The sequence below is a fragment of the Candidatus Roseilinea sp. NK_OTU-006 genome, assembly GCF_012931985.1.
Classification (GTDB): Bacteria; Chloroflexota; Anaerolineae; order J036; family Brachytrichaceae; genus JAAFGM01.
This window is the reverse complement of sequence record NZ_JAAFGM010000013.1, coordinates 27837-53205: the sequence shown is the minus strand read 5'-3', so window position 1 is coordinate 53205 and position 25369 is coordinate 27837. Positions and strand designations below refer to the sequence as shown.

The window sequence follows — 25369 nt, the reverse complement described above, 5'->3', positions numbered from 1 at the left end:
GCGCAGACGGTCGAGCGTCCTCTGACGGCCTGACCGTGACGCTACCCGACAACTACGCGCCGAACTTCTGCAGCCGGCCGGCGTGCGCCAGCGCCAGCGGCATGATGTCCTTGGCGTAGAAGGTGCCCAGCCCGCCGCGCGCGCAGGCGCGCTCGCCGAAGTGCGTGCTGCCGTCGCGGCGGGCCGTGGCCGGCGCCCACAGCAACAGCGGCACAGGGTGCCACGAGTGGCTGCGCAGTTGGCTCGGCGTGCTGTGGTCGCCGGTGACGATCAGCACGTCTGGCCTGAGGTCGAGCAAGACGGGCAGCGCGGCGTCCACTTCTTCGATCACGGCGCGCTTGGCCTCGAAGTCGCCGTCCTCGCCGCGACTATCGGTGTACTTGACGTGGATGAAGAGGAAATCGTAATCGTTCCACACGCGCGCCGCAGTCTCGAACTGCTCACGCGCGTTGTGCGCGTGGTGCGCGATGCGCGCCATGCCGGCCAACGCCGCCACGCCGCGATACATCGGGTAGATGGCAATCGCGCCGGCCCGCAGGCCGTACACGTCCGCAAACTTCGGCAGGCCCGGCTCTTTGGCGAAACCGCGCAGCGTCAGCCCGTTGGCCGGGTGCTCATCGCGAATGACCTCGCCGGCGTGGGCGATCCAGCGGTTGAATAGCTCGGCGGCGCGTTGCGACGCCGCATCGCGGGCAATCGCCGGCAAAGGCGGCGCGCCGGTGCGCTGCGGGTCGGTGTCCTCGATGTTGCCCGCCAGCCCATCGCCGCGCATCACCACCACAAAGCGGTAATCCTGCACCGGCTCGACAAAGACCTCGATGCCGTCGCCGACGGCGATCTGAGCATCGTTGATCTTTTTGACCAGCCGCGCGCACACCTCGGTGGGGATGCGGCCGGCGCGCCGGTCGGTGATGCGACCTTGCGCATCGAGCGTGCAAAAGTTGCCCCGCGCGCATACATCGCGATCGGTGACGTTGAAGCCGATGCCGACGGCCTCCAGCACGCCGCGCCCGATCTCGTAGCGCAATGGGTCGTAGCCGAACAAGCCCAGGTGCCCTGGCCCGCTGCCGCTGGTCACGCCGATGGCCACCGGATAGTGCTGGCCCAGGCAGCCCTCGCGCGCCAGCCGGTCGAGGTTGGGCGTATGCGCCGCCTCGAGTTCGGTCTTGTCATCTTCGGGCCGCGGCAACCCGCCCAGCCCGTCCATCACGAGCAAAACGATCTTCGTCTGCGCCGGTTGAATCAGCGCCTTGATGAGTTCAAAGTCAGCCATGCTCAGCGGATTGTAATCTCGCCGAGCTTTAGCCGGTCGCCTACGGGCGCGCCGTTCTGGATCACCGGCAAGCGCGCGCCGGTGTCCGGGTCGTAGAGGCCGACGAACACGCCATACACGCCGGGTGGTACATCCGGCCCGATCCACGCGCCGCGCCGATCTACGATGCGTTCGTCGGGCGACCAGCCATCCGTCGGTCTGTAGCCGGCAACCGGCTCGCTGTCGTGTTGGGCAACCGGCGGGCCGTCCGGCGGGCCGATGTGGATGAACACTTTGTAGCGCCGAGCGGGCTTGGCCTGCGCCTGCCAGGTCAGCTCTAACGGCATGACGTCGCCGCGGCGCGTTTCATCGAGCCGGCCTCGCGCTTCCACCAGCACGATGGCATCGCCGAACGTCGCGCCAGGAATGACCGGCCAGGCGTCGCGGTCGGTGCCGCTGTCGTAGATCGCCAGACGAATGTTGCCAATCCAACGCTCATGCGCCTTGTAGAGATTGCCGCTCATCCACAGCTCGTACCAACCCTCCGGGTCGGCGTCGCGCTCGGCGAAGTACAGCGCGAAGATGCGCCGGTGCGCCGATGCAATCGCCTGCATCTGCGCAGCAACAGTCTCATACGAGGCCGGCCGATAGGTCAGCGGGAAGAGGTTGCGGTCGTCGCGCTGGTAGTAGGTGAACACTTCCCACTGATTCGGCGCGAGGAACAGCACAGCATCATCGGGGCGCGCGTCTGCGGCAATCAGCCGCTGGATGCCGCGGTAATCGTCGCGGGCGTAGGCGGGGTTGTCGTAGAGGTTGCGCAGCGAAGGGATGAGCATCGCGGCCGGGATGCAGGCGATGGCTGTGATGAGGAGATTGAGGATGGGAGATTGGGGATTGACAATCTCCAATCCCCGATCTCCAGTCTCTACGATGCCGCGCGCCGCCAAGACGCACAACGGCAGCACGCACACCAGCAAAAACTTGAGGTAGGCCTCGCGATACAAGCCCAGGGCGAGCAACAGGATCAGCGGTGTGCCCATCAGCGCAAGCGTGGCCAGCCGCTCGGCCAATGCCTCTTGCCTGCCAAGACCGACGCCGAGGGCGACGCACACGGTAAATAGCCCAACTGGCAGGAGCGCCTGGTCAGGCGGCAACGTGCGACCGACGATCAATGTGCGGTAGGCGTCGAGCAGCGCCGGGCCGAGCGCGTAGGCCGGCCGATCTACGCCCCAGCCCTGCACTTGACGAACCGCCACCGGCAACCAGGGCAGGAACAGGGCGACGGCGATGAGACTCGACACGATAAAGGGAGCGAGTGTGCCGAGGCAAATCTTCCGCGGAGGTCGCAGCAGGCTGAGGACAAGGTAAGCGACTCCCTGCGCGATCATCACGAAGGGATAGGCGTAGTGCGTCCACAGGCCGGCAGCGGTGGCCGAGACGTAAAGCGATGCGAGGATCAGAGACTGGGGATTAGAGATTGGAGATCGCCAATCTCTAATCCCCAGTCTCCAATCCCCAATCCCCAACCTCCCCATCCTCACCATCGCCCACGTGCTGGCCGCGGCGCAGAGCGCCAGCAGCGCATACATGCGCGCTTCCTGGGCGTAGTAAATCGCGAAGGGCATGACGGCCAGTAAAAACGCGGCGACGAGTCCGGTGCGCCGGCCGAACGCATCGCGGCCGATCAGGTAGGCATACAACACGGTCAGCGTGCTGCACGCGGCGGAGAGCGCGCGCAGCGCAGCCTCGCTCTCGCCAAAGACGGCGCGCCAGTACTTCAACGCGATGTAGTAGAGCGGCGGGTGAATGTCGCCGGCGGCGCCCTCGACGATCAACGCCAGCGACCGCTCGGCGATGCGCGCGCTGTTGCCCTCGTCATACCAGAGCGACTGCGCGCCGATCTTGTGCAGGCGTAGCGCCACGGCCAGTATGAGGATCGCGCCCAGGATCAGCCAGTACGGGCGCAACGGGTTGAAACGCAGGCGCGCGAGCATGGGTGCGACGCAAGCGCACAAAGCGCTGCTGCCGCATTCTAACCATGGTAAAAGCGACCGGCACGATCAGCATGTTCCTGCGCTTGCGCGCGACCGGGTTGCGGATCACCTGCTCGGTGCTGGGACCGAGCCACTTGAACGGCTTGATGTCCGATTGGTAGGCCAGCAAGAATTCGTTCGAGAAATTGAGCTGCTCCATGACCGCCTGCACGGTAGCCGCGACCTCCTGGGGATAGGCATCGCCGCGCTCAGTCTGACGCCCGGCTAGAGTGCGCGATTCGTCATTGCGCATGAGCTATGGTAGCCTTCGCCCCCGATGTCCGGCGTGCCCCGCAGCGTCTGGTTAGTACGGCATGGACAGGCGGATTGGAACGTCGCCCGCCGCTACATGAGCGCCGCCGACCGTCCGCTGACCCCATTTGGCGAATGGCAGACACAGGCGCTGGCACGCTTCTTCGTTACGCGCAAGGTGGATGTGATCGTTCACACCGGCCTGGTTCGCACCGAGGCGACCGCGCTAGCTATCCGGGGCGAGCGCGCGATCCCGATGCTGAGCGATCTGCGCTGGCGTGAGGCATCACACGGCGCATGGGAGGGACTGACCTATCGCGAGGTGGTGCGGCGTTACCCAGACAACGCAGCGCAGCGCTTTGCCGATCCAATCAACTGCGCGCCGCTCGGCGGTGAATCGCTGGCGCAATTGACGCAGCGCGTGCTTCAGGCCTGGGGAGACCTCATCGCGCAGTTACCCGGTCGGCGTGTGGTTGTGGTGACGCACAGCGGCCCGATCCAAGCCTTGCTCTGTTCGCTGATGGGGACGCCACTGGCCGAGCATTGGCGCTGGCGCATTGACCTGGGCAGCATCACCGCAGTGGATTGCTATCCTTCGACGACCATTGTGCGCATGGTGAATCATGTGCCGCCGCTTCCGGCTCCCGTGACTTCCCTCTCCCCGATTGTGGCTCGTTCTGGGTCGTAAGTTAGGGGCAGGCAGTTAGCAATCATCACTCATCTGCCATCCTATGCTCACTGCGTTCTTCGAGGCCGTTCGCTTTCTCACGCTCATCCCGCTGCCGTTTATGCCACCGATGACCGGTAAGGACTACGAGCAGACGGTGGCGCGAGCGATGGCATGGTTCCCGGCCGTCGGCGCGCTCATCGGCCTGATCGCGTGCGGCGCAGGGGGCCTGGCCGGCACGCTATGGGGCGACTTCGCCCGCGCCGTCTCCGTCGTGGTCGCCCTCGCCGTCGTCACCGCCGGCCTGCATCTAGACGGCCTGAGCGACACGTTCGACGCGGTGATGAGCTGGCGGTCGCGCGAGCGCAAGCTGGAGATCATGAAGGATAGCCGCATCGGCGCGATGGGCGCGCTTGCGCTGATCGCGGTGGTCGCGCTCAAGGTCGCATTTGTCGCCGCCGCCGGAGAGAACTGGCCACGCGCCGTGCTGGTTGCCACGACGCTTGGCCGCTGGGCCGACCTCTACGGTATTTTCTTCTTCCCGGCCGCGCGCGAAGGCGGGCTGGGGCGAAGCTTCCATGACTTCATCCGGCGCAGCGATTTCATCTTTGCCACGCTTCAGATGCTGGTCATCGTCGCGCTCGTGTGTGCTGTGGGCCGCCCGCCGCCAGCCTGGCCGGACAGTCTGCTGCGCGGCGGCATCGCGATTGGGCTAACGCTGCTCGTCGCGCGTGTCGTCTTCACGCGCTGGACCCGGTCACTAGGTGGGCTGACCGGTGACACCTACGGGGCGATGTGCGAGATCGGCGAAGTGGTTGCACTGGCGGCGATGAGCGCGCGGCCACTCTAGCGCGGCAGTTCTAACAGCGCGCGCCGCTGGCGCTGCGCCTCCGGCTGCTCCAGCAACGCCGGCTGAGGCCACACGCCTACCGTCGAGGTGACGGCCACGTTTGACTGCCTGGCCGTTCGACGGTGCCATGCGCGGTTGCCGGCGGCTGGCGCGGGTCATCTAATAAGCCCAGACACGGACGAAGAAATTCATGCTGCACCCGTAGGCGGCGTATGTGCTGATGTATCATCGTTATCGCGCGAGTCGCTTGGACAAGATGGAGAGGCCCGCACTCGATCGCGTCGCCGCGACATACGAAGGTAATGCCAAGCGCACTTGACCGATATAGAAACTCATCTGCTACTGCTCGTTGAAAAGGAGAAAGGACGATATGCTTGCGACACTCATCACAGTTCACGGGTTGATTCGTTGGGTGCTCGTAGCGCTGGCGCTCATCGTGCTGGTTCGCTACGCGACAGGCTGGCTGGGTAAGCGTTCCTTCACTGCCGCAGATCGTCAGCTCGGTGCGATCTATGCCGGCGCGGTCACTGTGCAGTTCGTGCTTGGCCTGGTCAACCTCATCTGGCTGGGGATGAGTGGCGCCTTTCGACCCGGCGCCCACATCGAGCATGCGTTCTATGGCTTGGTTGCGACTGGATTGACGCACATGATGCCGATGTTTAAGAATCAACCTGACGCGGCGCGCTTCCGCAATGCCTTCTTCCTGGTGCTGGCTTCGCTGTTGCTCGTTTTGCTCAGCGTTGTGCGCCTGCGCGGCAGCTTCCTGTTTGGGATGTTGTGATTCGTCGGCGTTCGGCGAGGTGGCGTTTTGATGTCTCGCAGTTCAACCTCGGGGCGTTCGAGCGCGGCGCGGTCCGAGATGAGTCGGCTGTTGCCGGTCTTCGTCATCGTGCTTGTGGACTTGCTGGGCTTGACGATCATCGTGCCGCTCTTGCCGCTCTATGCGGCGTCGTTCGGCGCGAACCCGTTCATGGTGGGCTTGCTGGGTGCGACGTATCCCATCATGCAGACAATCGGCGCGCCGATTCTGGGTCGTCTATCGGACCAGTTCGGCCGCAAGCCCGTGCTCATCGTCAGCCAGATCGGCACGTTCATCGGATTTGTGCTGATGGGGCTGGCGAACGCTTTGCCGTTGCTGTTCGTCGCGCGCGTCATTGATGGACTCTCCGGCGCAAACATCGCGACTGCGCAGGCGGTGATCACCGATAACACGACCGAGGAGCATCGCACGCAAGGTCTGGCCCTGATCGGCGCAGCGTTCGGGATCGGCTTCACCATTGGGCCGGCAGTCGCGTTTGCCGCGTTGTCGCTCAGCGGCAATAACTATCAGGCGCCGGCTTTCCTGGCAGCCGCGTGCTCGTTGTTGTCGTTGCTGCTCACGATCTTCTGGCTGAAAGAATCGCTGCCGGCCGAGCTTCGCGGCAGGGTGAAGCGCCAACATGCCCTCTCGCCTCAAGGATTGATCTCGGCGCTGCGCCATCCGCTGGTGGGCTTTCTTCTGGCCCTGATGTTCGCCCAACAGTTCATCTTCGGCGGTATGGAGCAGTTGCTGTCGTTGTTCACGCTAAATCGCCTGGGCTTCGATGCGCGCGCCAACGCCCTCCTGTTTGTGTTCATCGGCCTGATTACCGTGGCGATGCTCGGCGGCGTCATTCGCGTATGGAGCCGCCGCTATGGGGATCGCTGGATCATCCTCGTCGGTTTGGCGACGTTGACGGTCGGCATGCTCATGACGGCGCTCACGCCGCGTGTGCCGCCGCCCTGGTATTCGCGCGCTGCCCTGCTGGCCGAACTGCAGCGCTCTGCCACCGCACCGCTGAACGTGGCGCTCCCGCCGGATGGCGGGAATGGCTGGTTAGGGGTGATATGGATCTTTGCTGCAATGATCCCAGCTTCGATCGGCGGCTCGGTGTTAGCCCCTACGATCAACAGCGCCATTACCAAGCGCATCGAGGCGACCGAAGTGGGCGGAATGCTGGGCGTGTCGGCGGCGCTGGTGAGCGCCGCGAATGCGCTTGCGCCGCTTGTGGGCGGGGCGCTCTATCAAACTTTCGGTGAGGCGGCGCCGTTCCTCATCGGCGGCTTCGTCCTGATCGGCTTGTTTGCTCTGGCGACCCGCGAGATCAGCATGCCGGCTGTGCCGTCCACCCCTTGATGCGCGGGCTTGCGAACAAATGTCCTATTTGAGACTTTGCACTTGACGCCTGGGCGGCTGGGTGTAAATTCTGCGCAGAAACGGCGCACCGCTGCGGCAGGTCGAAGGCGCGCAAGCCGCCTTTGCCTCTTTGGGAGATTAACACAAGGACACTCCCAGCGATTTCAGCGAATGACCTGGCTCGATCAGCGGTGCGTGCGCTTTTCCCGTAGCGTTTATCGCTCGATCACTGTGCCTGCGCCGTTCATCGCATGGAACACCGGGCGGGTGATGCGTGCATCGGCGAAGATCACCTGCGACACGCCGCCGGCGATGGCCTCACTGGCGCCCAGCACTTTTTTCTTCATTCGGCCTTCGGCGAACGAGAGCGCCTGTTCGAGTTCACCGTAGGCGAGGCGTGGGATCAGCGTGCGCTCGTCGGGAAAATCGCGCAGCAAACCGGGCACGTTTGAAAGGATGATGAGTTGCTTGGCGCCGAGCGCTGCTGCAATCATGGCGGCGGCGCGATCGCCGTCCACGTTGATCGCTTCACCGGCTGTGCTGCAAGCTGGCGGCGATACGACCGGCGTGTAGCCATGGTCCAGGAGTAAGCGAAGCAGCGCGACGTTGACCCGCTCGACCTTGCCGGTGAAGTCGTCGCGCACTAACACTTGCCGACCGTCAACCACGGCGCGCACGCTGGCCTTGCGCGGGCCTTCCAGCAATCTCCCATCCAGTCCGCTCAGGCCGATGGCGTTCACGCCGCGCTTTTGCAGTCGCTCGACAATGCGCGTGTTCATCTTGCCGGCATACACCATGGCGAAGATGTCCAACGTCTCGGCGTCTGTGTAGCGCGAGGTGAACCCCTGCGGCGAAGTGAGGAAGCGGGGCGGTTTGCCGAGTTTTTCGCTGAGCACATTGGTCTCGTGCGAGCCGCCGTGTACCAGCACGAGCGGCTGTCCCTCTTTCACCAGCAATGCGATGTCGTCGCACACCAGGTCATAGTTGATGCCGGCCGATCCGCCGACTTTGATCACAATCATGGGTTGCGCTCAAGGATGTAATCCGGGGAATTCCAGGCCGGCGCGCTCGTCCCAGCCCATCATCACGTTCAAACACTGCACCGCGCTGCCGGCTGCGCCTTTCATCAGGTTGTCTATGGCACACAGCAGGGTGACTTTGCGTCCGTCATCGCTCAGTGCGAAGCCCACATCGGCCCAGTTGCTGCCGGCCAGGATTTTCGGCTCGGGCAGGCGAAAGATGCCGGTGTTCGATTTGACGATGCGGACGAACGGTTCGTCTTTGTAGCATGCGCGAAAGGCCCTCCAGAGATCCTTCTCTTGTGCCGGTTGTCTCAAGAAGGCATGCACGGTGGCCAATACGCCGCGCACCATTTCGATCGAAGTCACGGTCATGTGAATGGCGGGCGCAGTGCTGGGCCGGCGGTCTTCGGGCAGTTTGGCCGTTTCGATCTCGAACATCAGCTCGACTTCGGCGATGTGCCGGTGGCCGGCCGGCGCATAGGACCGTACTGCGCCGCTGCGCTCCGGGTGATGTGAGGCGGCGCTGCCCTCGGCGCCGCCTTCACTGCTGCCGACTTTAACGTCGGCGATGATCGGCTGGTTGTAATCGAGCAGGTTGGCGCGGACGAGCGGCAGCAGGGCGAGGTTGGTCGCGGTAGCGTTGCAGCCCACGCCGCTGGCATAGCGCGCGCCGCGCAGCCGGTCGCGCGTCAACTCCGGCAGGCCATACACGAATTGGCCCAGCCGACTGGGCGCCGGATGTGCAGCGCCATACCATTTCGTATAGGCATTCATGTTGAACAGACGAAAGTCGGCGCTGAGATCAATGACAAAATCACCAAGTCCCAACCAACGCTCAATCTGTGCGCTCGCCTCGCCATGGGGCAAACACAGGAACAGCACATCGGTCTTCTGAAGATCATCGGGCCGGATGAACTGAAGTCCACCATGACGAGTGCCGCGCAGGTTGGGGTGGGGCACATGCGCGTGCTCGCCCATGCGCGTACGCGAAGTGATCTGAGTCACCTCAGCGCAAGGATGGAAGTTCAGGATCCGCAGCAGCTCGCCGCCGGTATAGCCGGCGGCGCCGACGATGGCACATTGCACTCGACTCATGGCTGGGCCACCTGCAAGACATACTCCACCATGGCGCCCGGAATATCCACCCCGGTAGCCGGCACGCTGTTGCGAAACTCCATCGTGTGGTTGACTTCGTTGACCAACAGCCCACGCTCCGGGTGCTCGAACAGGTCCACGGCAACGATGCCGCCACCTACTGCGCGCGCTGCCGCGACGCTGATCGCGTCAATCTCCGCGGTGACCGGGCAATTGCTGGCTTTGCCGCCCAGGTGCGTATTCGTAATCCAGTGTGTAGAGGTGCGATATATCGCGGCGATCGTCCGATCGCCCACAACGAACGAGCGGATGTCCCGCCCGGGCTTATTGACCAACTCCTGAATGTAGTAAATGTGCTGAGCGTAGCCACCCAATTCGTCGCGCAGCGACACCACGGCTTCGGCGGCATCGCGGTCGTTGACGCGAACGACGCCGCGCCCCCAGGAACCGATGACCGGCTTGAGCACGCACGGATAGCCCAGGCGTTCGATGGCCTCAAGCGCGCTGGCCGGCGTAAATGCCATCATGACGCGCGTAGTTGGCACGTTGTGTTGCATCAGGAGCTGCGTCGTGATGAATTTGTCGCCGCAATTCTCGATCACCTCATGCCGGTTGACGGTGCGCACGCCGGCGAGTTTCATGATGCGCTGGACATACGTCGCGCGGCTCTGCGAAACGCAACGCTCCATGACCACATCGTAGCGCTTCCAGTCGCTCAAGTCACACAAGTCAAAGACGACGCTCCGGTCATCCACGACGTCTACCGCAACGCCGCGCCGATTAAAGGCTTCAAGCAGCATCTTCTCCTCAGGGCGAACGAGGCTGCAGACGATACAGACTTTCATCGGGTCATCGAATGTGTAGCGCAGATGCGATGCTCGTGGCTATGTAATCGCCTACTCCCCCCAGTCTTCCTCCTCGGTTGGCGCCAGGTCAAGCGCCAGCGGCTCCAGAGAGATCACTTCAAGCTCGGCGCCGCAATCGGGACAGCGGACGAGTTCGTGCAGCACAGGCGCGCCCTTGAAAGAAATGGTTGCGCCACATTCAGAGCACTCTGCAGTTGTCGAAGAAAGTGGACTAGACATAGCGCGTGATTCTATCCATGTGCGGTAGGATGTGTCAATTGCATCCGCCGTTATACTCGCCTCATTCTATGACGACGCCGTGCCGGTTAATCATTGCCATGAGTGGAGCAAGCGGCGCGATCCTGGGCATTCGTTTGCTCGAGGTGTTGCGCGCGACGGAGATCGAGACGCATCTCATCCTCAGCTCAGCCGCGCGCGCCACGATTCACGCCGAGACGAAGTGGAACGCGGAGGACGTGGAGCGGTTGGCGCGGGTGGTGCATCCGATCGGCAACATCGGCGCCAGCATCGCCAGCGGCTCGTTTAAGACCAGCGGCATGGTGATCGTGCCGTGTTCGGTCAACACGATTTCTTCAATCGCCTACGGCATCACCGACAACCTGATCACCCGAGCCGCGGATGTATGCTTGAAGGAAGCCCGTCCGGTCGTTGCGGTGGTTCGCGAAGCGCCGCTGCACGTTGGCCATTTGCGCGCGCTCACGCAGTTCGCTGAAATCGGCGGGGTAGTCTTTCCGCCGGTGCCGGCCTTCTATGCCGGCTTGCAGAGCATAGATGACATGGTGACCCAGGTCGTTGGGCGTGTGTTAGACCGCCTTGGCATCGAAAATGACCTGGTTAGGCGTTGGGAAGGTCTGCAGGCGGGTCACAAGCAGCATCGTCCATGAATCACGAGATCGGTCATAGTGACTGCGCCGAGCTAAAAGATGCGCTGCGGCGCTTTCTGGCGCGCCATCAAGCGTTGAGCTTGGCCTATGCCGACGAAGCTGGCGTAGGCGCATGCGGGCTGTGGTTTGCTGCCGACGCGGACTTGACGTGCTACTTCCTCTCCTCGCCGGACACGCGGCACGGGCGAGCGCTGTGCAACGGCGGGCCGGTCGCTTTTACCGTCCACAAAGACGAGCAGGATTGGCGCGCAATTTGTGGGGTGCAGGGCCGAGGATGGTGTGCGCCGGTGCCACCGGCCGATGCCGCCAATCCGTGGCAGCTATATCTGAGGCGCTTCCCGTTCGTCGCGCAACAGTTCCCCGATCTTGAAGCGGCGCTGAAGAAAGCCTGGCTGTGGCGGATTGCCCCAACGTGGCTGCGCCTGATAGATAACGCGCGCGGCTTTGGCTATAAGCAGGAGATAATTTTGGCGCCGTAAACAAGTCCCGGCTTTCGGAGAGGGCTGAATGGTCACCGCGAAACAAGAACAAGAAATGGAAGAACTCATACCGGCGCGATTGTCCCGCGACGCGCTTGCGCGCGTGGCCCTGTACGTCGCATTGATAGCAGCGTGGGTCGCTACATGCGGCAGCCTATATATGAGCGAAGTGCTGGGTTGGATTCCCTGCTTGTGGTGCTGGTATCAGCGCATCGCCATGTATCCGCTGGCGGTGATCTTGGCCGCCGGCCTCGCGCTGCGCGATCGCAACTTGCCAACATATGCGCTGTCTCTAGCGGTCCCCGGCGCGTTGGCCTCGATGTATCACATCTTACTGCAAAAAGTGCCGGCCTTTGTGCGTTTTGAGTCATGTGTTATCGGGGTGCCGTGCGCCGCCGACTATCTCAACTTGTTCGGCTTCATCACCATACCCATGCTGGCGCTGACGGCGTTTGTCATCGTCATCGGGGCATGTGTCATCGCGCTCGGCGCACGCGAGCAGGTCGGTCAAAACTACCTGTCACAGGGTCCGGTAGCCGTGCTATCTCCGACAACATCGGTTGGTCTCATCGTTGCCGCCGTCGTGGCGCTGTTTGCGCTTAGCGGCGCAATGGTGCGCAGCCGTCAGCCGGCGCCCGCGATTGCTGACGTCCCCGCAGCATCATCGTCCGTCGGCGCCTCGCGTGAGGCAGCGGCGGCCCTCTATACGCAAGCGTGCGCCGGCTGCCATGGGCCGGCCGGCGCAGGGATGCAGCTCATCCGCGCGGAGTATCTGCGCCAGCGCAGCGACCTCGAAGTGATCGCGCTCATCCGGGCCGGCCGCAGCGCCACCGACCCAGAGAACTTCAGCGGCGCGGCCATGCCGGCCAACGGCGGGCAGGTTGGCATCTCGGATGAACAACTCGTCGCCCTGGTGCGTTACTTGCGCGAGATGAGAGGCCCATAGCGCTTCCCGACGTTGCGCATTCGACATTCGCTCCCCGATGCCAACTCTGAACGTGATGGTCGTGCTGGGCACGCGCCCAGAGGCGATTAAGCTGGCGCCGGTGATCCGCACGCTTCAACGACGCGCGGATCGCATCCGGACATTGGTGTGCTCCACCGGCCAACATCGCGAGATGCTGGATGCTGCGCTCCGCTCCTTCGCGATTCGCCTAGACTTCGATTTGCAGCTCATGCGGCCCGATCAAAGCCTGGCCGACTCCACCGCACGCATTCTGGCGGCGCTCGATGCCGTGTTCAACGATGCCCGACCCGATTGGGTGCTGACGCAAGGTGACACCACAACCGCGATGGCGGCCAGCTTGGCCGCGTTCTATCGGCGCATTCGCATCGGGCATGTCGAGGCCGGCCTGCGCAGCGGCAACTTGCAACAGCCGTTCCCCGAAGAAGCGAATCGGCGCATCGCCGATTTGTTGGCCGACCTGCACTTTGCACCCACGGCGACGGCGCGCGACCACTTGCTGCGCGAGGGTATCCCCGCCGAACGGATCATCGTCACCGGCAACACGGTTGTCGATGCGCTGCTCATCACATCCCGGCGCATCAACGCGCGCGCGCTGATCGAACGCATCGGCGAGCTGGGCACGCGCGACGACTGCTTCCGCAAGCGGATGATCTTGGTCACCGCCCATCGGCGCGAGAGCTTCGGCGCGCCTTTTGCGAATATCTGTCGCGCTTTGCGCACCATTGCCGAGCGCTATCCCGACGTCCAGATCGTCTATCCGGTTCACTACAACCCGAATATCGCCGGGCCGGCGCAGGCCCTGCTCAGCGGTGTGCCCAACATCGCCTTGATCCGGCCGGTGGACTACGAGACTATGATCGCGCTGATGCAGCACGCTTATCTCATACTCACCGACTCGGGCGGCATCCAGGAGGAGGCGCCCAGCCTGCACAAACCCGTGCTGATATTGCGCGAGGTGACCGAGCGACCGGAGGTCGTAACGCTCGGCGCAGCGCGCCTGGTCGGCAGCCACCCTGATCGGATCGTTGCCGAGGCGTCGCGCCTGCTCGATGATCGCGAGGCCTACCGACGCATGACTTCAGTCGAGAACCCCTATGGCGATGGCCGGGCAAGCGAACGGATTGTCGAAGCGATTCTGGCGCGTGACTCTTAGGATGAATGGCTACGATGAGCGCTGCGATTGACTTCGGCTTGACGCACGTGGACGTTGTGGCGACAAGCGATGGGGACGCCCTACACGTTGCTACACTGCCCAGCCAGCGTGCGGTGGATGTGGCGCAGGTGCGGCGCGCCCTTGCCGCGCTGGGATGCGACGTTGCCGACTTCCGACAGATTTGTGTCACCGGCGGTCGGCATCGCCAACTGCCGGATGCGATCGATGGCGTGCCCATCGTCAAAGTGGGCGAGATCGAAGCAATCGGCCTGGGCGGGCTGCGCCTTGCGCAGCGCCAACAACCCGCGCTGCAAGAAGCGCTCGTGGTCAGCGCCGGCTCGGGCACAGCCATGGTCGCCGTCCGCAACAACAGCGCACAGCATGTCACCGGCAGCGCAGTTGGCGGCGGGACGTTGATCGGCCTGTGTAAACTGCTGATCGGCACTGCCGATGCGCGGGAAATTGACGCGCTGGCGATGGCCGGCGATTCCAACAAAGTAGACATCACATTGCTCGAGGCAACCGGCGGCGCAATTGGCCGACTGCCGGCCGATGCAAACGCGGTCAACTTTGGCCGCGCGGCGACGCCCGAACTGGCCCAAGTGGATCGCAAAGACTTGGCCGCCGGCGTGGCCGTGATGGTTGGCCAGGTGATCGCGGTGATCGCCATCAACGCCGCGCGCGCGGAGCGGCTGGAGCCGATCGTCGTCGTCGGCCACCTGGTAGATCTGGCGTGTGTGCGCAGGGTGCTTCAAGCGGTCGGTGGGTATTACGGCGTAAACTTCACCATCCCGGAGATGCCGGGCTGCGCCACAGCCATCGGCGCGCTGGTTGGCGCTGCGCGAGTGCAGTAATGCAGAGAACCACCCGCTATGGATTACCGCCGCACGATGGGTGTCCACACCCTCGGCGGGTAGCTTGGCGGCGGCTGCTGTAGATGAAACAGCGTCACCGAATAGGGCGGCAGCACTTGCGTGGTGGAATACCCGGACACGGTCAGCGCCGTCGGCGGCGCGTTTGACAAGTCGTCGGTGGGGTTCAGCACGCCGTTGTAGGTCACGTTTTGCGCGCCCAGGCTCGCGGCCACGATCTGCCACTTCATCCCCCCGATCAGCGGCCCAAATCCTGGTGTCTGAATGGTTGCTATAACCGGCGTTGCCATCTTGTTCACGGCCAACAGCGACACTGTGCTGGTGTTCACCCAGCCGGCATACACGCTGACCTGAGATGCAGGGTCGGCCGTGGAGGTCGCTTCCACCATGCGCGTGCCAAAGCGCGACCAGAGGGGATACACATAGTACTGCGGCGCGCGGAAAAAGCCGTTGTCCTCATGCATCAGGCCGTATTCCGAGCCACTGGATCCATCCCGGCCGTTGGCCAAATCCCACTGCGCAAACAGCACAGCCCCCTGCTGGGCCGCTTGGCCGAGGGAATCGGCAAGGAAGAGCGCATTGACCGCGCGCGTCATCCATTGACCTGTGTCCTGGCTCGATACGCTCACCAGGTTGAATTCGGTAACCGCCACCGGCGCCTGTCGCCCTCCGCCATAGATGTTGAAGGCGCTGCGCACATGGCTCATAATGGTTGGCCAGTGCGTTTGAGGGGAGGCCAGCACTTGAGACATCAGCGAAGGAAGGTTGAAGAAGGGGTAGGGGTGAATGGCGTACATCTCCAAATGGGCCCCCGCCGCCGAGATCACGCGGCTGCCCCAGCCGGAATACGTGGGGCCGCCAACATCGGAGGGCGTGCCGGGATATTCCATTCCTACTGCCGCCAGCGTGATGGTGGGGTCCACCAATTGCATCTGCTGACGGAACTCCAGGTAACCCTCTCGGCGGCTTGACCCGCTGCCCACGCCGTTGACGTACTCATAGCCGTCGCACGTCCAGGTGTCCTCCCAAGCCCAACCGACGCACAGACCAGCGCTGCTGGATGAGGCTGTACTGGACTTGCTGGCATACATTTCGTTGCCGAACTCCCACAGCTTGATGCCGACCGGATCGGGATTGCCGCCGGCCACGCGCAGCGCCGCCCAACGCCCCACGGTGTACCAGTTCGTGCCGCGAATGTCCGTGCCGATCAGGCGAGAGTCGTTGACGCTGCCATTCATGAAGGCGACCAGCGCAGCGGCTTCTTTGGACGTGCTGTTGGGATTGACCACCCACATGCCGCGCATGCCGGTCGCCTTCAAAAAGTTGATGAAATCGGTCGGCCTCGATGCCCACGGTGCCCACGACGCCGACACCGGGCCGCAAGGCTCGACGCCCGGTTGATTGCTGCCCATCTCACAGCTCAGCCAGCCGTAGCTGTTGCTCCAGCTCCCGCCGGGCAAGCGCAGCAACGTAAGCCCGGAAGCTGCTGTCCGCGCGTGGAAGGTCGCATTGCCGAACCGGGTGGGGCCAAGCCAGGCAGGGAGATTGCTGGCGAGCATATCCGGCAAAAACGGTGTGAGCACGTTGCTCGCCTGGATGGTGACCGTCACCGCCAGGCTGACCGACGATGGCGCGCTCAGCCAGCGAATTTCGTCCACGTAAAACGTCCCCTGCGCGAAGCCCGCGCGATCCATGATGGTGATGCGCGCCACTTGTGCGGGGTCGCCCAGATCGGCAAAGGTGCGCGTGATGGCCATCCACGTGCCTGCGGCAACTGTAAAGTCATACTGACCGACTGCTCCAGAAGCATCATTCTCTTGCACGTAGAACCGAAGCTGCTTGGGCGATCCCACGCCGCCGTGCACCCGCAGCGTCAGCGTGTAGTGCTGGGAGGGCAGCACCGGCGTATCCGTCCTGAGCGACAGACCTGCCCAGGCTTGGTTCAACGTCGCAGCGATTGACTTGCTGCCGCCAAAGACGGGACTGGTGTTGTTGAAGTTGACCGTAGTGTTCCACGACCAGTTGCTCCACCCCGACGCCAAGCTATCGGCATACACCACCCGATCGGCGGTCGGCTTGGCGCTCGCCTGCTGCAAGTTCGCCGAGACGAGCCAAAGAATCACCCCCATCGCGAGCGACAGCACAGTGAAATATCGACCCTTTCCTCTCATATTTCTACGCTAATCTAAGCGCCATCGTTTAAGGGCATGTTATTGAACGCCGTGGGATTATGCCGCATTATCGGCACCCATACACGCAGGGGCATTCCTCTGCATGGGTGAGACATGCATCAGCACAAGCCACGCTATTCTTCCACGGCTATTCTCCCACAGTATGTGGGGCAATCAGCGCGTCGGAAAGACCCATCCACGCAGGCGCTTGAAACGCCGTTGCAATAAAATTGTGCCCATGATCCACCCATCACACGAGAAGACCAATGGGCGAACGGCGCAAATGACCTCTGCTGACCTCATCGCCCGTGACCGCGCGGTGGTCAGCCCGGCAATCTATCGCTATACCGATATCGCCTTCGCGCGCGGCGAGGGGGTGTTCCTCTATGACTTCGAGGGCAATCGTTACTACGACATGGCCGCCGGCATCGCCACGATGAACGTCGGCCACTGCCATCCGCGCGTGGTGCAGGCGATCGCCGACCAGGCCGGCCGGCTCATCCATGCTGCCGCGCACGTGGGCTACATGGCGCCTTACGTAGAAATCGTGGAGACATTGCGCAGCCTGATGCCGCCGCCGCTCGACGTTGGCAAAGCGCTGCTGGTCAACAGCGGCAGCGAAGCCGTGGAGTCGGCGTTAAAGTTGGCGCGCGCGGTCACCGGCCGCAGCATGGTGCTGGCGTTCATTGACGGCTTTCACGGCCGGCCGATGGGCGCGCTGGCCGCTACCGGCAGCAGCAGCGGCTATCGGCGACACTTGGGCGGGCTGCTCGCGGGCGTCGAGCACGTGCCCTATCCGAGCTGTGGGCGTTGCGCCTTTGGCCATGGGCCGCGCGCGCCGCAGGACTGCTGCGGCCAGTGGAAGGCGTTCATCCAGATGACGCTCGACAAGCTGGTGCATCCCGACGACTTGGCCGCGATCCTCGTCGAGCCGATTGCCGGCGAGGGCGGCTACATCGTGCCGCCAGATGACTTTCTGCCTTTCCTGCGCCAGGTGTGCGACCGCACCGGCGCCCTGCTGATTGTGGACGAAGTGCAGACCGGTCTGGGGCGCACTGGGCGCTGGTTTGCCTTTGAGCACAGCGGCATCGCGCCCGACATCGTCGCTCTGGGCAAGGCCATCGGCGGCGGCCTGCCGCTGGGTGGCATCATCGCCCGCGCCGATCTGATGGACCGCTGGTGGCCGGCGGCGCACGGCAGCACCTTCGGCGGCAACCCCATCGCTTGCCGCGCCGGCCTGGAGACGATCGCGATCATGCGCGAGGAGGGCCTGCTGGAGAACGCCGTGCGCGTCGGCGCGCGGCTCAGACAGGGCTTCGAGGAGGCGCGCCCGTATGCGCCGGCCATCGGCGAGGTGCGCGGGCGCGGGTTGATGGTCGCCGTGGACTTGGTAGATCGGCAAGGCCAACCCCTGAGCACCGACCTGCTGAAGCAAGTGATTAAGTCGCTCGGCAAGCACGGGGTGGTGATGACCAAGTGCGGCCCCAGCGCGCTGCGCTTTGCGCCGGCCCTGATCCTCACCGAGCGACAGGCCGATGAGGTCGTGACGCGAGTGATCGAAGTGGTGCAAGGTCTGGCCGCCTGATTCCAACTGGCCGAGATATGCTTGCCGTAGTGAAAGCGTCGCCGGGGCCGGGGTTTGTCTTGCAGGATGTCCCTGTGCCGCAACCACTGGCCGGCTGGGTGCGCGTGCGCGTGCGCGCGGTGGGCATCTGTGGCACCGACATTCCCATCTTCGAGGGCATTCGGCCGGTGCCTTATCCGCTGATCCCCGGCCACGAATTTGCCGGCGAGATAGATGCGCTCGGCCCGGGCGTGACCGATTGGCAGACCGGCGACCGGGTGGCGGTGGGCTTGGTGATCGGCTGCGGCGCGTGCCCGGCTTGCTATCGCGGCCAGGAAAACCTGTGCCCGCGCATCACCGAAATCGGCATCCACATCAACGGCGCGTTTGCCGAGTATGTGCTGGCGCCAACAAAGACGCTACATCGTTTACCCGATCATTTGAGCTTCGCCGACGGCGCATCGGTTGATCCGCTCGCCTCGTCCTACCGCGGCATCCGTCGTCTGAACTTGCAACCGTGCGACGACGTGGCGATCTTCGGCCTAGGGCCGATCGGCTTGTATGCGTTGCAGGCCGTGCGCGCACACGGCGTCCGGCGCGTCATCGCCATCACCCCGCGCCGTGGCCTGCGCGGCGAGATCGCCCATCGCGTCGGCGCCGACGCAGTGATCGAATCCGCGGCTTGCGGCGACCTGACTGAGGCCGTGCGCGCGGCCAACCGCGGCGCATTGCCCTCGGTGGTGATCGAGGCGACCGGCAAGCCGAGCGTGTTTGCCGATCTGTATCGCACAGCGGCGCCAGGCGCGCGCGTGTTGCTGCTGGGCATCTTCCACGAGCGCGGGATGTTCGACCCAGCGCAGATCATCCGCCGCGAGTTGCGCGTCGAGGGGAGCTTCTGCTACACTTGGGACGACTTTGAGGCCAGTCTGGACCTGATCGCGCGCGGGCAGGTGCGCACCGCGCCGGTGATTACGCATACCCTGTCGCTCTCTCACATGGCGGAGGCGCTCGAACGCATCCACCGCCGCGAGGCCGTTAAGGTGATCCTGGAGCCGTGAGCCGTTCGCCTGCTGCCTCTAGCGCCGACCCCGTGCCTCAGAGCGTTGTTGAGCGCGCGGCCTGGTTGCGCGCCGAGATTAACGAGCACAACTATCGCTACCATGTGCTCGATGCGCCGATCATCAGCGACGCTGAGTTTGATGCGCTCCTGAACGAGCTGCGCGAGATCGAGTCTCGATATCCCGAGCTGATCACGCCGGATTCGCCGACTCAGCGGGTGGGTGCGCCGGCAGCCGAGGGGTTTGCTAAAGTGCGTCACCCGCAACCCATCCTCAGCCTGGGCAATGCGTTCGACGCGGCCGATGTGCGCGCCTGGCGCGACCGCCTAATCAAGTATGCGCAGCAGTATCTCGGCGCCAGCAGCGACCTCAGCGCCCTGGACGACTACGTGGTCGAGCCGAAGATTGACGGGCTGACCGTGGTGCTGACGTATGCCGATGGCGTGTTCGTACAGGGCGCGACGCGCGGCGATGGCCTGGTGGGCGAAGACATCACGGCCAATTTGCGCGCCGTGAAGAGTGTGCCTTTAGCGCTGCGGCGCGAGGGCGCTATGACCCCACCGGCTCGCCTGAGTGTGCGCGGCGAGGCGTTCATGCCGATCGCCGATTTCGAGAAGCTGAATCAAGCGCAACGGGCAGCCGGCGAGCGAACGTTTGCCAATCCGCGCAATGCCGCCGCCGGCGCGCTGCGCCAACTCGATCCTAGCTTAACGGCAAGGCGTCCGCTGCGCCTGTTGTGCTACGCCATCGTGGATTTCGCCCCTGGCGCCGACGGCCAGACGCCGCCCCGCACCCAGTGGGAGACGCTGGACTATCTACGGCAATTGGGCTTCCCGGTCACGCACATCGCCCAACGCTTCGGCGACTTGGAAAGCGCCATCGCCTATTGCGCGTCGTACGTCGAGAAGCGCGACGATCTGCCCTTCGAGATTGATGGCATGGTCATCAAGCTGAATGACTTGGAGCTGGCGCAGCGGTTGGGCTACGTCGGCAAGGATCCGCGCGGCGCGATTGCCTTCAAATTCCCGGCCCGCGAAGCTACGACCATCCTGAAAGATGTCAACGTCACGATTGGCCGAACAGGGAACATCGTGCCGAACGCGGTGCTGGAGCCGGTGCACATCGGCGGGATCACGATCACCAACGCCACGCTGCACAACTACGACGATATCGCTCGCAAGGACATTCGCATCGGCGACCGCGTCATCGTCAAGCGCGCCGGCGACGTGATCCCCTACGTCGCCGGCCCGGTGATCGCTGCGCGCACCGGTCGGGAACGCATCATCACACCGCCAACCGAATGCCCATTCTGCGGGACAGCGCTCGTGCGCCGCGAAGGTGAGGTGGCGCTCTATTGCACGAACGCGGATTGCCCCGGTCGGCTGGATCGTGCCATCAGCCACTTCGTCGGCAGCAGCGCGATGGACATCGCAGGGCTGGGCGAGAAGATCGTCGCGCAACTGATCGAAGCCGGGCTGATTGCCGATGTCGCCGATCTGTACACGCTGAAGAAGGAAGACCTGCTGGGGCTTGAGAAGTTCGCCGAACGCAAGGCGCAGAAGCTGCTGGATGCGATCGAGGCGTCGAAGCGACAGCCGCTGTATCGCCTGATCATCGGGTTGGGCATTCGTCATGTGGGCGAAGTGGCGGCGCGGGCGCTGGCCGACCGCTTCGGCAGTTTAGACGCGCTGGTCCAGGCGGCCAGCGCGTCACCGGAAGCCCTGCAGGCGATTGAGGGCGTCGGCCCGGTCATTGCTGAGAGCGTGAGCGAGTGGGCCAAACGTGAGAGCACCCGTGCGCTCATCGCAAAGCTGAAGCGCGCCGGCGTGGATCCGCGACAAGCGGCGCGCGGCTCGCAGGCGAAGGCGGAAGGGCCGCTTGCCGGCTATACCTTTGTCATAACCGGCACACTGTCGCAGCCACGCGAGGCGATTGCTGCGTGGATCGAGTCGCAGGGTGGCAAAGTGACGGATAGCGTCAGCAAAAATACGACTTATCTGGTGGTGGGTGACGCGCCGGGCGCGAGTAAAATAAAAAAAGCGCAGCAGTTGAACGTGCCGACAATTAGCGAGGAAGAATTGCGCCGCCTTGCGCGCTGATTTGATGTACGACATCTCGTTCTCTTCCATCAACGTCATCAACGGTGAAGAGTTGGGCGACACGCCGCAAGTTTCGCTGCACGTTGTGGGCAAGCGCACGGCCTCAGAGAGCGAGAAGTTGGTCGTCTTCCTCGATCTGCCCACTGCCTCGCCTTCGACATGCGCCGACATCGCCCGCGTGTTGCACGATGCGTTTATGCGGGCGCCGGGCGGCGTGACCTCCGCATTGCGCTTGGCGATCCAACTGGCCAACGACCGCATCTTGCAGTTGAACAAGGGTGCGCCACCTAGCCGCCGTCTGGAAGGTTCGATTAGCTGTGCGCTGGTTATGGAGAACGGCTTGATCATCGCGCAGGCCGGCCCTGCGATCGCCTATGCGCGTTCGGACGCTGGGGCTTTTGAAGTGGTCGCGCCCTATGCCGCAACTCCGGCTCAGGTCGTCGGCATCAGCCCGTCGGTGGATGTGCAGTTCAATAACTTTGCCGTACAGCCTGGCGATGTCTTCGTGCTGACCGGTTCGCGCTCGACCCTGGGGGTAAGCGATGAGCTGATCCGCGTCTGTATGGGCAAGGGCGACGCGCGCATGGTCGCCGGGTATCTCAACGCCAACGTTAAACGCGGCCGCATGATCGGCGTCGCGCTATCGGTGGATGTCGCCTCCGGCGCGACCCGATCCGCCTTTGCTCAACCGGCGCGATCCTCCGCCGAAACCGGCGCTGCCACGCGCCGCGCTGAATCGCCATTTGCCCCTGCTGGCTCGGCGCAGGCCGCTGCATCGGCGGGCCTGCCGGTAGCGGCGACCGTCGCCGCCACAGTCAACCAGGCAGCGCGTTCAGTGCAGCGCAGCCTGGTCGCCCTGGGCGCGCGTTTGTTGCCCCAAGAGACGCCCGCCGAGGTAGAACAGCGCGCTCGCGCTGCAACCTTTCTCTTGGCTGCCATTGCCGTCTTGATCCCGATCGTCGTCGCTGTCATCGTGGCCGTGTTGTATTTGCAGTTCAGCGGCGAGGCAGAGCGGATTCGCCTGCGCAACGATGTGCAGGCCCAGGTGGAAGCGGCTCGAGCTGTGACCGACCCTGCTCAGGCCAAAGCTGACTGGACGCGAGCGCTGGAGATGATCTCCGAATATGAGGCGAAGAACCCCCAAGACCGCGCGGCCTTCGATGAGGCAAAGATGCAGGCGCGCGCCCGCCTTGATGAGATTAACCAGGTGACGCGCGTGCAGCCGATTCTGCTGGCCGTGTTGGAGGGCAGCGCAGCACGCCGCATCGCCGCCTCGGCGCTGGGGGTATACGTGCTCAATCGGGATACCAACAGCGCCGACTACTACGTGCTCAACGCCGAACGCACCGGCACGACCGGCAAAAAGGTGAGCATCGCGTTCGGCGAGGGCTTGACGACCACGAATGCAGCGTTGGTGGATCTGGCCTGGGCGACCACTACCGATAACCGCTGGCGGACGGAGGGCGCGGTGTTGTTCGCCGACGGGCAAATCTTCGAGTACAGCTCGGCCACGGGCCGCGCCTCGCCGATCCCCATCTCCGCTGATGCCGATGCAACGCTGGTGCGGGTGCAGGCCGGCGAGCTATACAACAACACGGTCTATTTGCTCGACACGGGGGTGGGCCAAATCTGGCGTTACCGGCTGGCCGGCGACAAACTGGGTTCGGGCGATGCTTATTTTCGCTCGCCCTATAACCCCCTTAAAGAAAGCCTGGACCTTGCGATTGATGGGGCGATTTATGTGTTGCAGCGCAACGGCGCCATCTTGAAGTATTTCAGCCGTCAGCCGATGCAGTTCAACATGACGGGCTTACCCGATCAGCAGTGGAGCCGGGTTGTGGCGATTGCGCTCAGCGGCGACGATCCCAATCGCGGCAGTTTATTCGTGCTCGATGCCGGCAGCGGCTCGATCGTGGAGCTGACGAAGAGCGGCCGGTTCGTGCGCCAATATCGCGGCATACAGGACGAGTTCGTAGGCGCGCAGGACATGTCGCTGGATGCGACCAGCAACACGCTCTATGTCGCCACGCGCGAGCGCCTCTATAGCATCACCGTGCGTCCTGCAGCGCCACAGCAGCCGGAAGCTGCACCTAACGCGCAGCCTTGATCGAGGCGGTCGCTAGAGTGGCGCCTTGAAATCATAGAAGTTATCCTCTGCGCGCCAGCGCGTGCCATCTGCGTCACACACCAGCGTATCGCCCTCGCGTCGCAGCGGTTGCCCGGAACGCGGGCTGCGGAAGATCCCCTCGCCGACTAGCGCTGCGCCTTCCCCTTTGGCTTCGTGACCCTGGCCGACGGCCACCGACTGCACGAACACGCTGGGCGAGAGCAGCGCCAGCGCGGCGGTGCGCTGGAGCGCCGCGTCTATGCGCACCATCATTTGGAGCGGCAGGACGCGCTTGAGGAAACCGGCGCGCAGGTAAGATGCGACCCGCTTGGCGCGGATGTCGAAGCCGGCTGCGCGCAGCGCCTGCAACATCCATCGCGGATGGAAGTCGAAGTTGAGCGTCGCGAACTCGATCGGTTCGGGCGCATAGGGGTTCCAGCGTTGGCGCCGCGCCAGGTAGCGCATCATCGCTTTGAGGTTGCGTTTGTTGGCGAATTCAAGCACGAACGTGCCGCCGGGCGCGATGGCGCGCCGGATCTGCATCAGCGCAGCCGGCACATCGGCGATGTGATGGATGACGCGGATCATCGTGGCGGCGCTGAGCACACCGGGCGCGAACGGCAGGTGATAGATGTCGGCGGCGACGAATTTGAAGCGTGGGTCGCGCCCCCACCGCTGCCGCGCTTCTGCGAGCAACGAGCGGGAGTAGTCCAGCAAAATCACCTCGTCATAGCCGGCATACAGATCGGCCAGGCGGCCGAAGCCGGCACCGAATTCGGCCATGCGCGCGCCGCGCGGCGGCAGCATGTGCGCGATGGCAATGCGTTCGACGGCGTCCTCGTAGGCGCGATCGGCGTTTTCCCAGAAGCGCGTGCGGTAGTCCGAACCTTCGTAGTCGCAAATCATCGCGATGCGAAATACTCAAGGGCTGCCGCCGAGCACGGGATCGTCCTCTGCCGTGTACTCATCCCAGCCGAGCGGGATTCGGTATGTCTGGCGTCACCCCCTCACCTTGCGCGGATGCGCATCGGCGTTGTCGCGCCACGGCGCGCAACGAACCCGCCCATGGGGTCGCCTGTCCGTCCGGTCAGCGCGCATTGCTCTCGGCCTGGCGCGTTTCGATCAAGCTGAGCACATCTCTCAGGCGCCTGACGCGCGTCGTGTAGTAGCGCTCGAACACGTTGCGCGGGTCAATCAAGATCGCATCCATGCCGACGTTTAACGCGCCGATCACGTCGGCGAAGAAGTTGTCGCCGATATACACGGCTTTCGACGGTGGGACATTGCCGGCCAACTCCAGCGCGCGATAAAAGATGCGTGGATCTGGCTTGTAGCAACCGGCCTGGCCAGCCGAGAGCATGAACGCGAAGAACTGGCGAATGCCGTATTGCTCTGCGAATGGTTCGAGTGGCTCTTCGCGGTTCGACACCAGGCCGAGCGTGTAGCCGGCGTCGTGGAGCGCCTGCAACACCGGGCGCGTGTCGGCGAATACCACATCTTGTGGGTCGTATCCGTCGAACAAGTCCTGGATGCGATGGGCGCAATCCGCGCAGTCGCGCGCGACGTTCATGGCGTTGAGCAAAATCTGGTTGTAGTTCACCCAAAAGCCACGCTGATCGTAACGCGCCATGTCGGCATCCACGCGATCGCTGGCCCAGTAGCGATGCGCTTCGCGCTCGCAGATCTTGATCTGCTCTTCAGTGAGGGCGATGCCCACCCGCCCCGCGTATTCCACGAATGCTTCGAAGCCTTCGGGTTGGTTCGCGCGCAGGGTGCCATCCAGGTCGAAGAGCACGGCTCGGTATCTTCGGGTGTGCATAGGG

At 63.8% G+C, this 25369-nt stretch carries 23 protein-coding genes; 13 read left to right on the top strand and 10 right to left on the bottom strand.

Annotation, left to right across the window (positions count from 1 at the left end):
- Positions 1-52: 52 nt before the first annotated feature.
- The 3 genes from GXH28_RS08875 to GXH28_RS16965 are packed head-to-tail and all read right to left on the bottom strand — an operon-like array spanning position 53 to position 3445.
- Entirely contained in the window at positions 53-1273 is a 1221-nt protein-coding gene (locus GXH28_RS08875; protein WP_169238672.1) for a 2,3-bisphosphoglycerate-independent phosphoglycerate mutase, read from the bottom strand.
- Positions 1274-1275: 2 nt separating this feature from the next.
- A complete protein-coding gene (locus GXH28_RS08870) occupies positions 1276-3246 on the bottom strand; it encodes a glycosyltransferase family 39 protein (protein ID WP_169238671.1) in 1971 nt (656 codons plus the stop codon).
- A complete protein-coding gene (locus GXH28_RS16965) occupies positions 3128-3445 on the bottom strand; it encodes a ferrochelatase (protein ID WP_445082649.1) in 318 nt (105 codons plus the stop codon). The genes GXH28_RS08870 and GXH28_RS16965 overlap by 119 nt, the downstream gene beginning before the upstream one ends.
- 117 nt (positions 3446-3562) lie before the next feature.
- Here GXH28_RS16965 and GXH28_RS08860 point away from each other — a divergent pair, with 117 nt between their 5' ends.
- The 4 genes from GXH28_RS08860 (at position 3563) to GXH28_RS08845 (ending at position 7209) form a co-directional block, all read left to right on the top strand.
- Positions 3563-4225 carry a histidine phosphatase family protein gene (locus GXH28_RS08860; RefSeq protein ID WP_169238669.1) on the top strand — a complete coding sequence of 221 codons (663 nt, stop codon included), beginning with the start codon at positions 3563-3565 and terminating at the stop codon, positions 4223-4225.
- Between the two features lie 43 nt (positions 4226-4268).
- Positions 4269-5054 carry an adenosylcobinamide-GDP ribazoletransferase gene (gene cobS, locus GXH28_RS08855; protein WP_169238668.1) on the top strand — a complete coding sequence of 262 codons (786 nt, stop codon included), beginning with the start codon at positions 4269-4271 and terminating at the stop codon, positions 5052-5054.
- Positions 5055-5424: 370 nt separating this feature from the next.
- Positions 5425-5835, top strand: coding sequence for a hypothetical protein (locus tag GXH28_RS08850; RefSeq protein WP_169238667.1), 411 nt, complete (start codon positions 5425-5427; stop codon positions 5833-5835).
- 78 nt (positions 5836-5913) lie between these two features.
- Positions 5914-7209: an MFS transporter gene (locus tag GXH28_RS08845; RefSeq protein ID WP_169238666.1), complete on the top strand. Its 1296-nt coding sequence runs from the start codon at positions 5914-5916 to the stop codon at positions 7207-7209.
- 215 nt (positions 7210-7424) lie between these two features.
- Here GXH28_RS08845 and GXH28_RS08840 read toward each other — a convergent pair whose 3' ends face one another.
- From GXH28_RS08840 to lysW, 4 genes are read right to left on the bottom strand one after another with little or no spacing between them, the layout of a single operon-like run.
- Positions 7425-8231, bottom strand: a complete 807-nt coding sequence (locus GXH28_RS08840) for a [LysW]-aminoadipate kinase (protein ID WP_169238665.1) — start codon at positions 8229-8231, stop codon at positions 7425-7427.
- 9 nt (positions 8232-8240) lie between these two features.
- Positions 8241-9326, bottom strand: coding sequence for an N-acetyl-gamma-glutamyl-phosphate reductase (gene argC / locus GXH28_RS08835; protein ID WP_169238664.1), 1086 nt, complete (start codon positions 9324-9326; stop codon positions 8241-8243).
- The gene (gene lysX / locus GXH28_RS08830) at positions 9323-10171 is read right to left on the bottom strand and encodes a lysine biosynthesis protein LysX (protein ID WP_169238663.1); all 849 of its coding nucleotides are present in this window, start codon (positions 10169-10171) and stop codon (positions 9323-9325) included. The genes argC and lysX overlap by 4 nt, the downstream gene beginning before the upstream one ends.
- Positions 10172-10222: 51 nt before the next feature.
- A complete protein-coding gene (gene lysW, locus GXH28_RS08825) occupies positions 10223-10411 on the bottom strand; it encodes a lysine biosynthesis protein LysW (protein ID WP_169238662.1) in 189 nt (62 codons plus the stop codon).
- A gap of 68 nt (positions 10412-10479) precedes the next feature.
- On the opposite strand from lysW, the gene GXH28_RS08820 reads away from it, so the two are divergent.
- The 5 genes from GXH28_RS08820 to GXH28_RS08800 are packed head-to-tail and all read left to right on the top strand — an operon-like array spanning position 10480 to position 14529.
- Positions 10480-11076 carry a UbiX family flavin prenyltransferase gene (locus GXH28_RS08820; protein ID WP_169238661.1) on the top strand — a complete coding sequence of 199 codons (597 nt, stop codon included), beginning with the start codon at positions 10480-10482 and terminating at the stop codon, positions 11074-11076.
- Positions 11073-11555, top strand: coding sequence for a pyridoxamine 5'-phosphate oxidase family protein (locus GXH28_RS08815; RefSeq protein ID WP_169238660.1), 483 nt, complete (start codon positions 11073-11075; stop codon positions 11553-11555). Before GXH28_RS08820 ends, GXH28_RS08815 begins: the two co-directional genes overlap by 4 nt.
- Positions 11556-11610: 55 nt before the next feature.
- Positions 11611-12501 carry a disulfide oxidoreductase gene (locus GXH28_RS08810; protein ID WP_169238659.1) on the top strand — a complete coding sequence of 297 codons (891 nt, stop codon included), beginning with the start codon at positions 11611-11613 and terminating at the stop codon, positions 12499-12501.
- A gap of 37 nt (positions 12502-12538) precedes the next feature.
- Positions 12539-13675 carry a non-hydrolyzing UDP-N-acetylglucosamine 2-epimerase gene (gene wecB / locus GXH28_RS08805; RefSeq protein WP_169238658.1) on the top strand — a complete coding sequence of 379 codons (1137 nt, stop codon included), beginning with the start codon at positions 12539-12541 and terminating at the stop codon, positions 13673-13675.
- Positions 13676-13689: 14 nt separating this feature from the next.
- Positions 13690-14529 carry a Fumble domain-containing protein gene (locus GXH28_RS08800; RefSeq protein ID WP_240550293.1) on the top strand — a complete coding sequence of 280 codons (840 nt, stop codon included), beginning with the start codon at positions 13690-13692 and terminating at the stop codon, positions 14527-14529.
- A gap of 23 nt (positions 14530-14552) precedes the next feature.
- Here GXH28_RS08800 and GXH28_RS08795 read toward each other — a convergent pair whose 3' ends face one another.
- Positions 14553-16691, bottom strand: coding sequence for a carbohydrate binding domain-containing protein (locus tag GXH28_RS08795; RefSeq protein ID WP_169238656.1), 2139 nt, complete (start codon positions 16689-16691; stop codon positions 14553-14555).
- A gap of 265 nt (positions 16692-16956) precedes the next feature.
- On the opposite strand from GXH28_RS08795, the gene GXH28_RS08790 reads away from it, so the two are divergent.
- The 4 genes from GXH28_RS08790 to GXH28_RS08775 all read left to right on the top strand — a co-directional run bounded on the left by GXH28_RS08790 (position 16957) and on the right by GXH28_RS08775 (position 23546).
- On the top strand, positions 16957-18303 hold the full coding sequence (locus GXH28_RS08790) for an aspartate aminotransferase family protein (RefSeq protein ID WP_240550292.1): 1347 nt from the start codon (positions 16957-16959) through the stop codon (positions 18301-18303).
- Positions 18304-18377: 74 nt separating this feature from the next.
- Positions 18378-19340: an alcohol dehydrogenase catalytic domain-containing protein gene (locus tag GXH28_RS08785; RefSeq protein WP_169238655.1), complete on the top strand. Its 963-nt coding sequence runs from the start codon at positions 18378-18380 to the stop codon at positions 19338-19340.
- On the top strand, positions 19337-21439 hold the full coding sequence (ligA, locus tag GXH28_RS08780) for an NAD-dependent DNA ligase LigA (protein WP_320447938.1): 2103 nt from the start codon (positions 19337-19339) through the stop codon (positions 21437-21439). Before GXH28_RS08785 ends, ligA begins: the two co-directional genes overlap by 4 nt.
- On the top strand, positions 21429-23546 hold the full coding sequence (locus GXH28_RS08775; protein ID WP_169238654.1) for a hypothetical protein: 2118 nt from the start codon (positions 21429-21431) through the stop codon (positions 23544-23546). Before ligA ends, GXH28_RS08775 begins: the two co-directional genes overlap by 11 nt.
- A 12-nt stretch (positions 23547-23558) precedes the next feature.
- Here GXH28_RS08775 and GXH28_RS08770 read toward each other — a convergent pair whose 3' ends face one another.
- Positions 23559-24452 carry a class I SAM-dependent methyltransferase gene (locus GXH28_RS08770; RefSeq protein ID WP_169238653.1) on the bottom strand — a complete coding sequence of 298 codons (894 nt, stop codon included), beginning with the start codon at positions 24450-24452 and terminating at the stop codon, positions 23559-23561.
- Positions 24453-24633: 181 nt separating this feature from the next.
- Complete coding sequence (locus GXH28_RS08765) at positions 24634-25365, bottom strand: HAD family hydrolase (RefSeq protein ID WP_169238652.1); 732 nt, start codon at positions 25363-25365, stop codon at positions 24634-24636.
- Positions 25366-25369 lie beyond the last annotated feature (4 nt).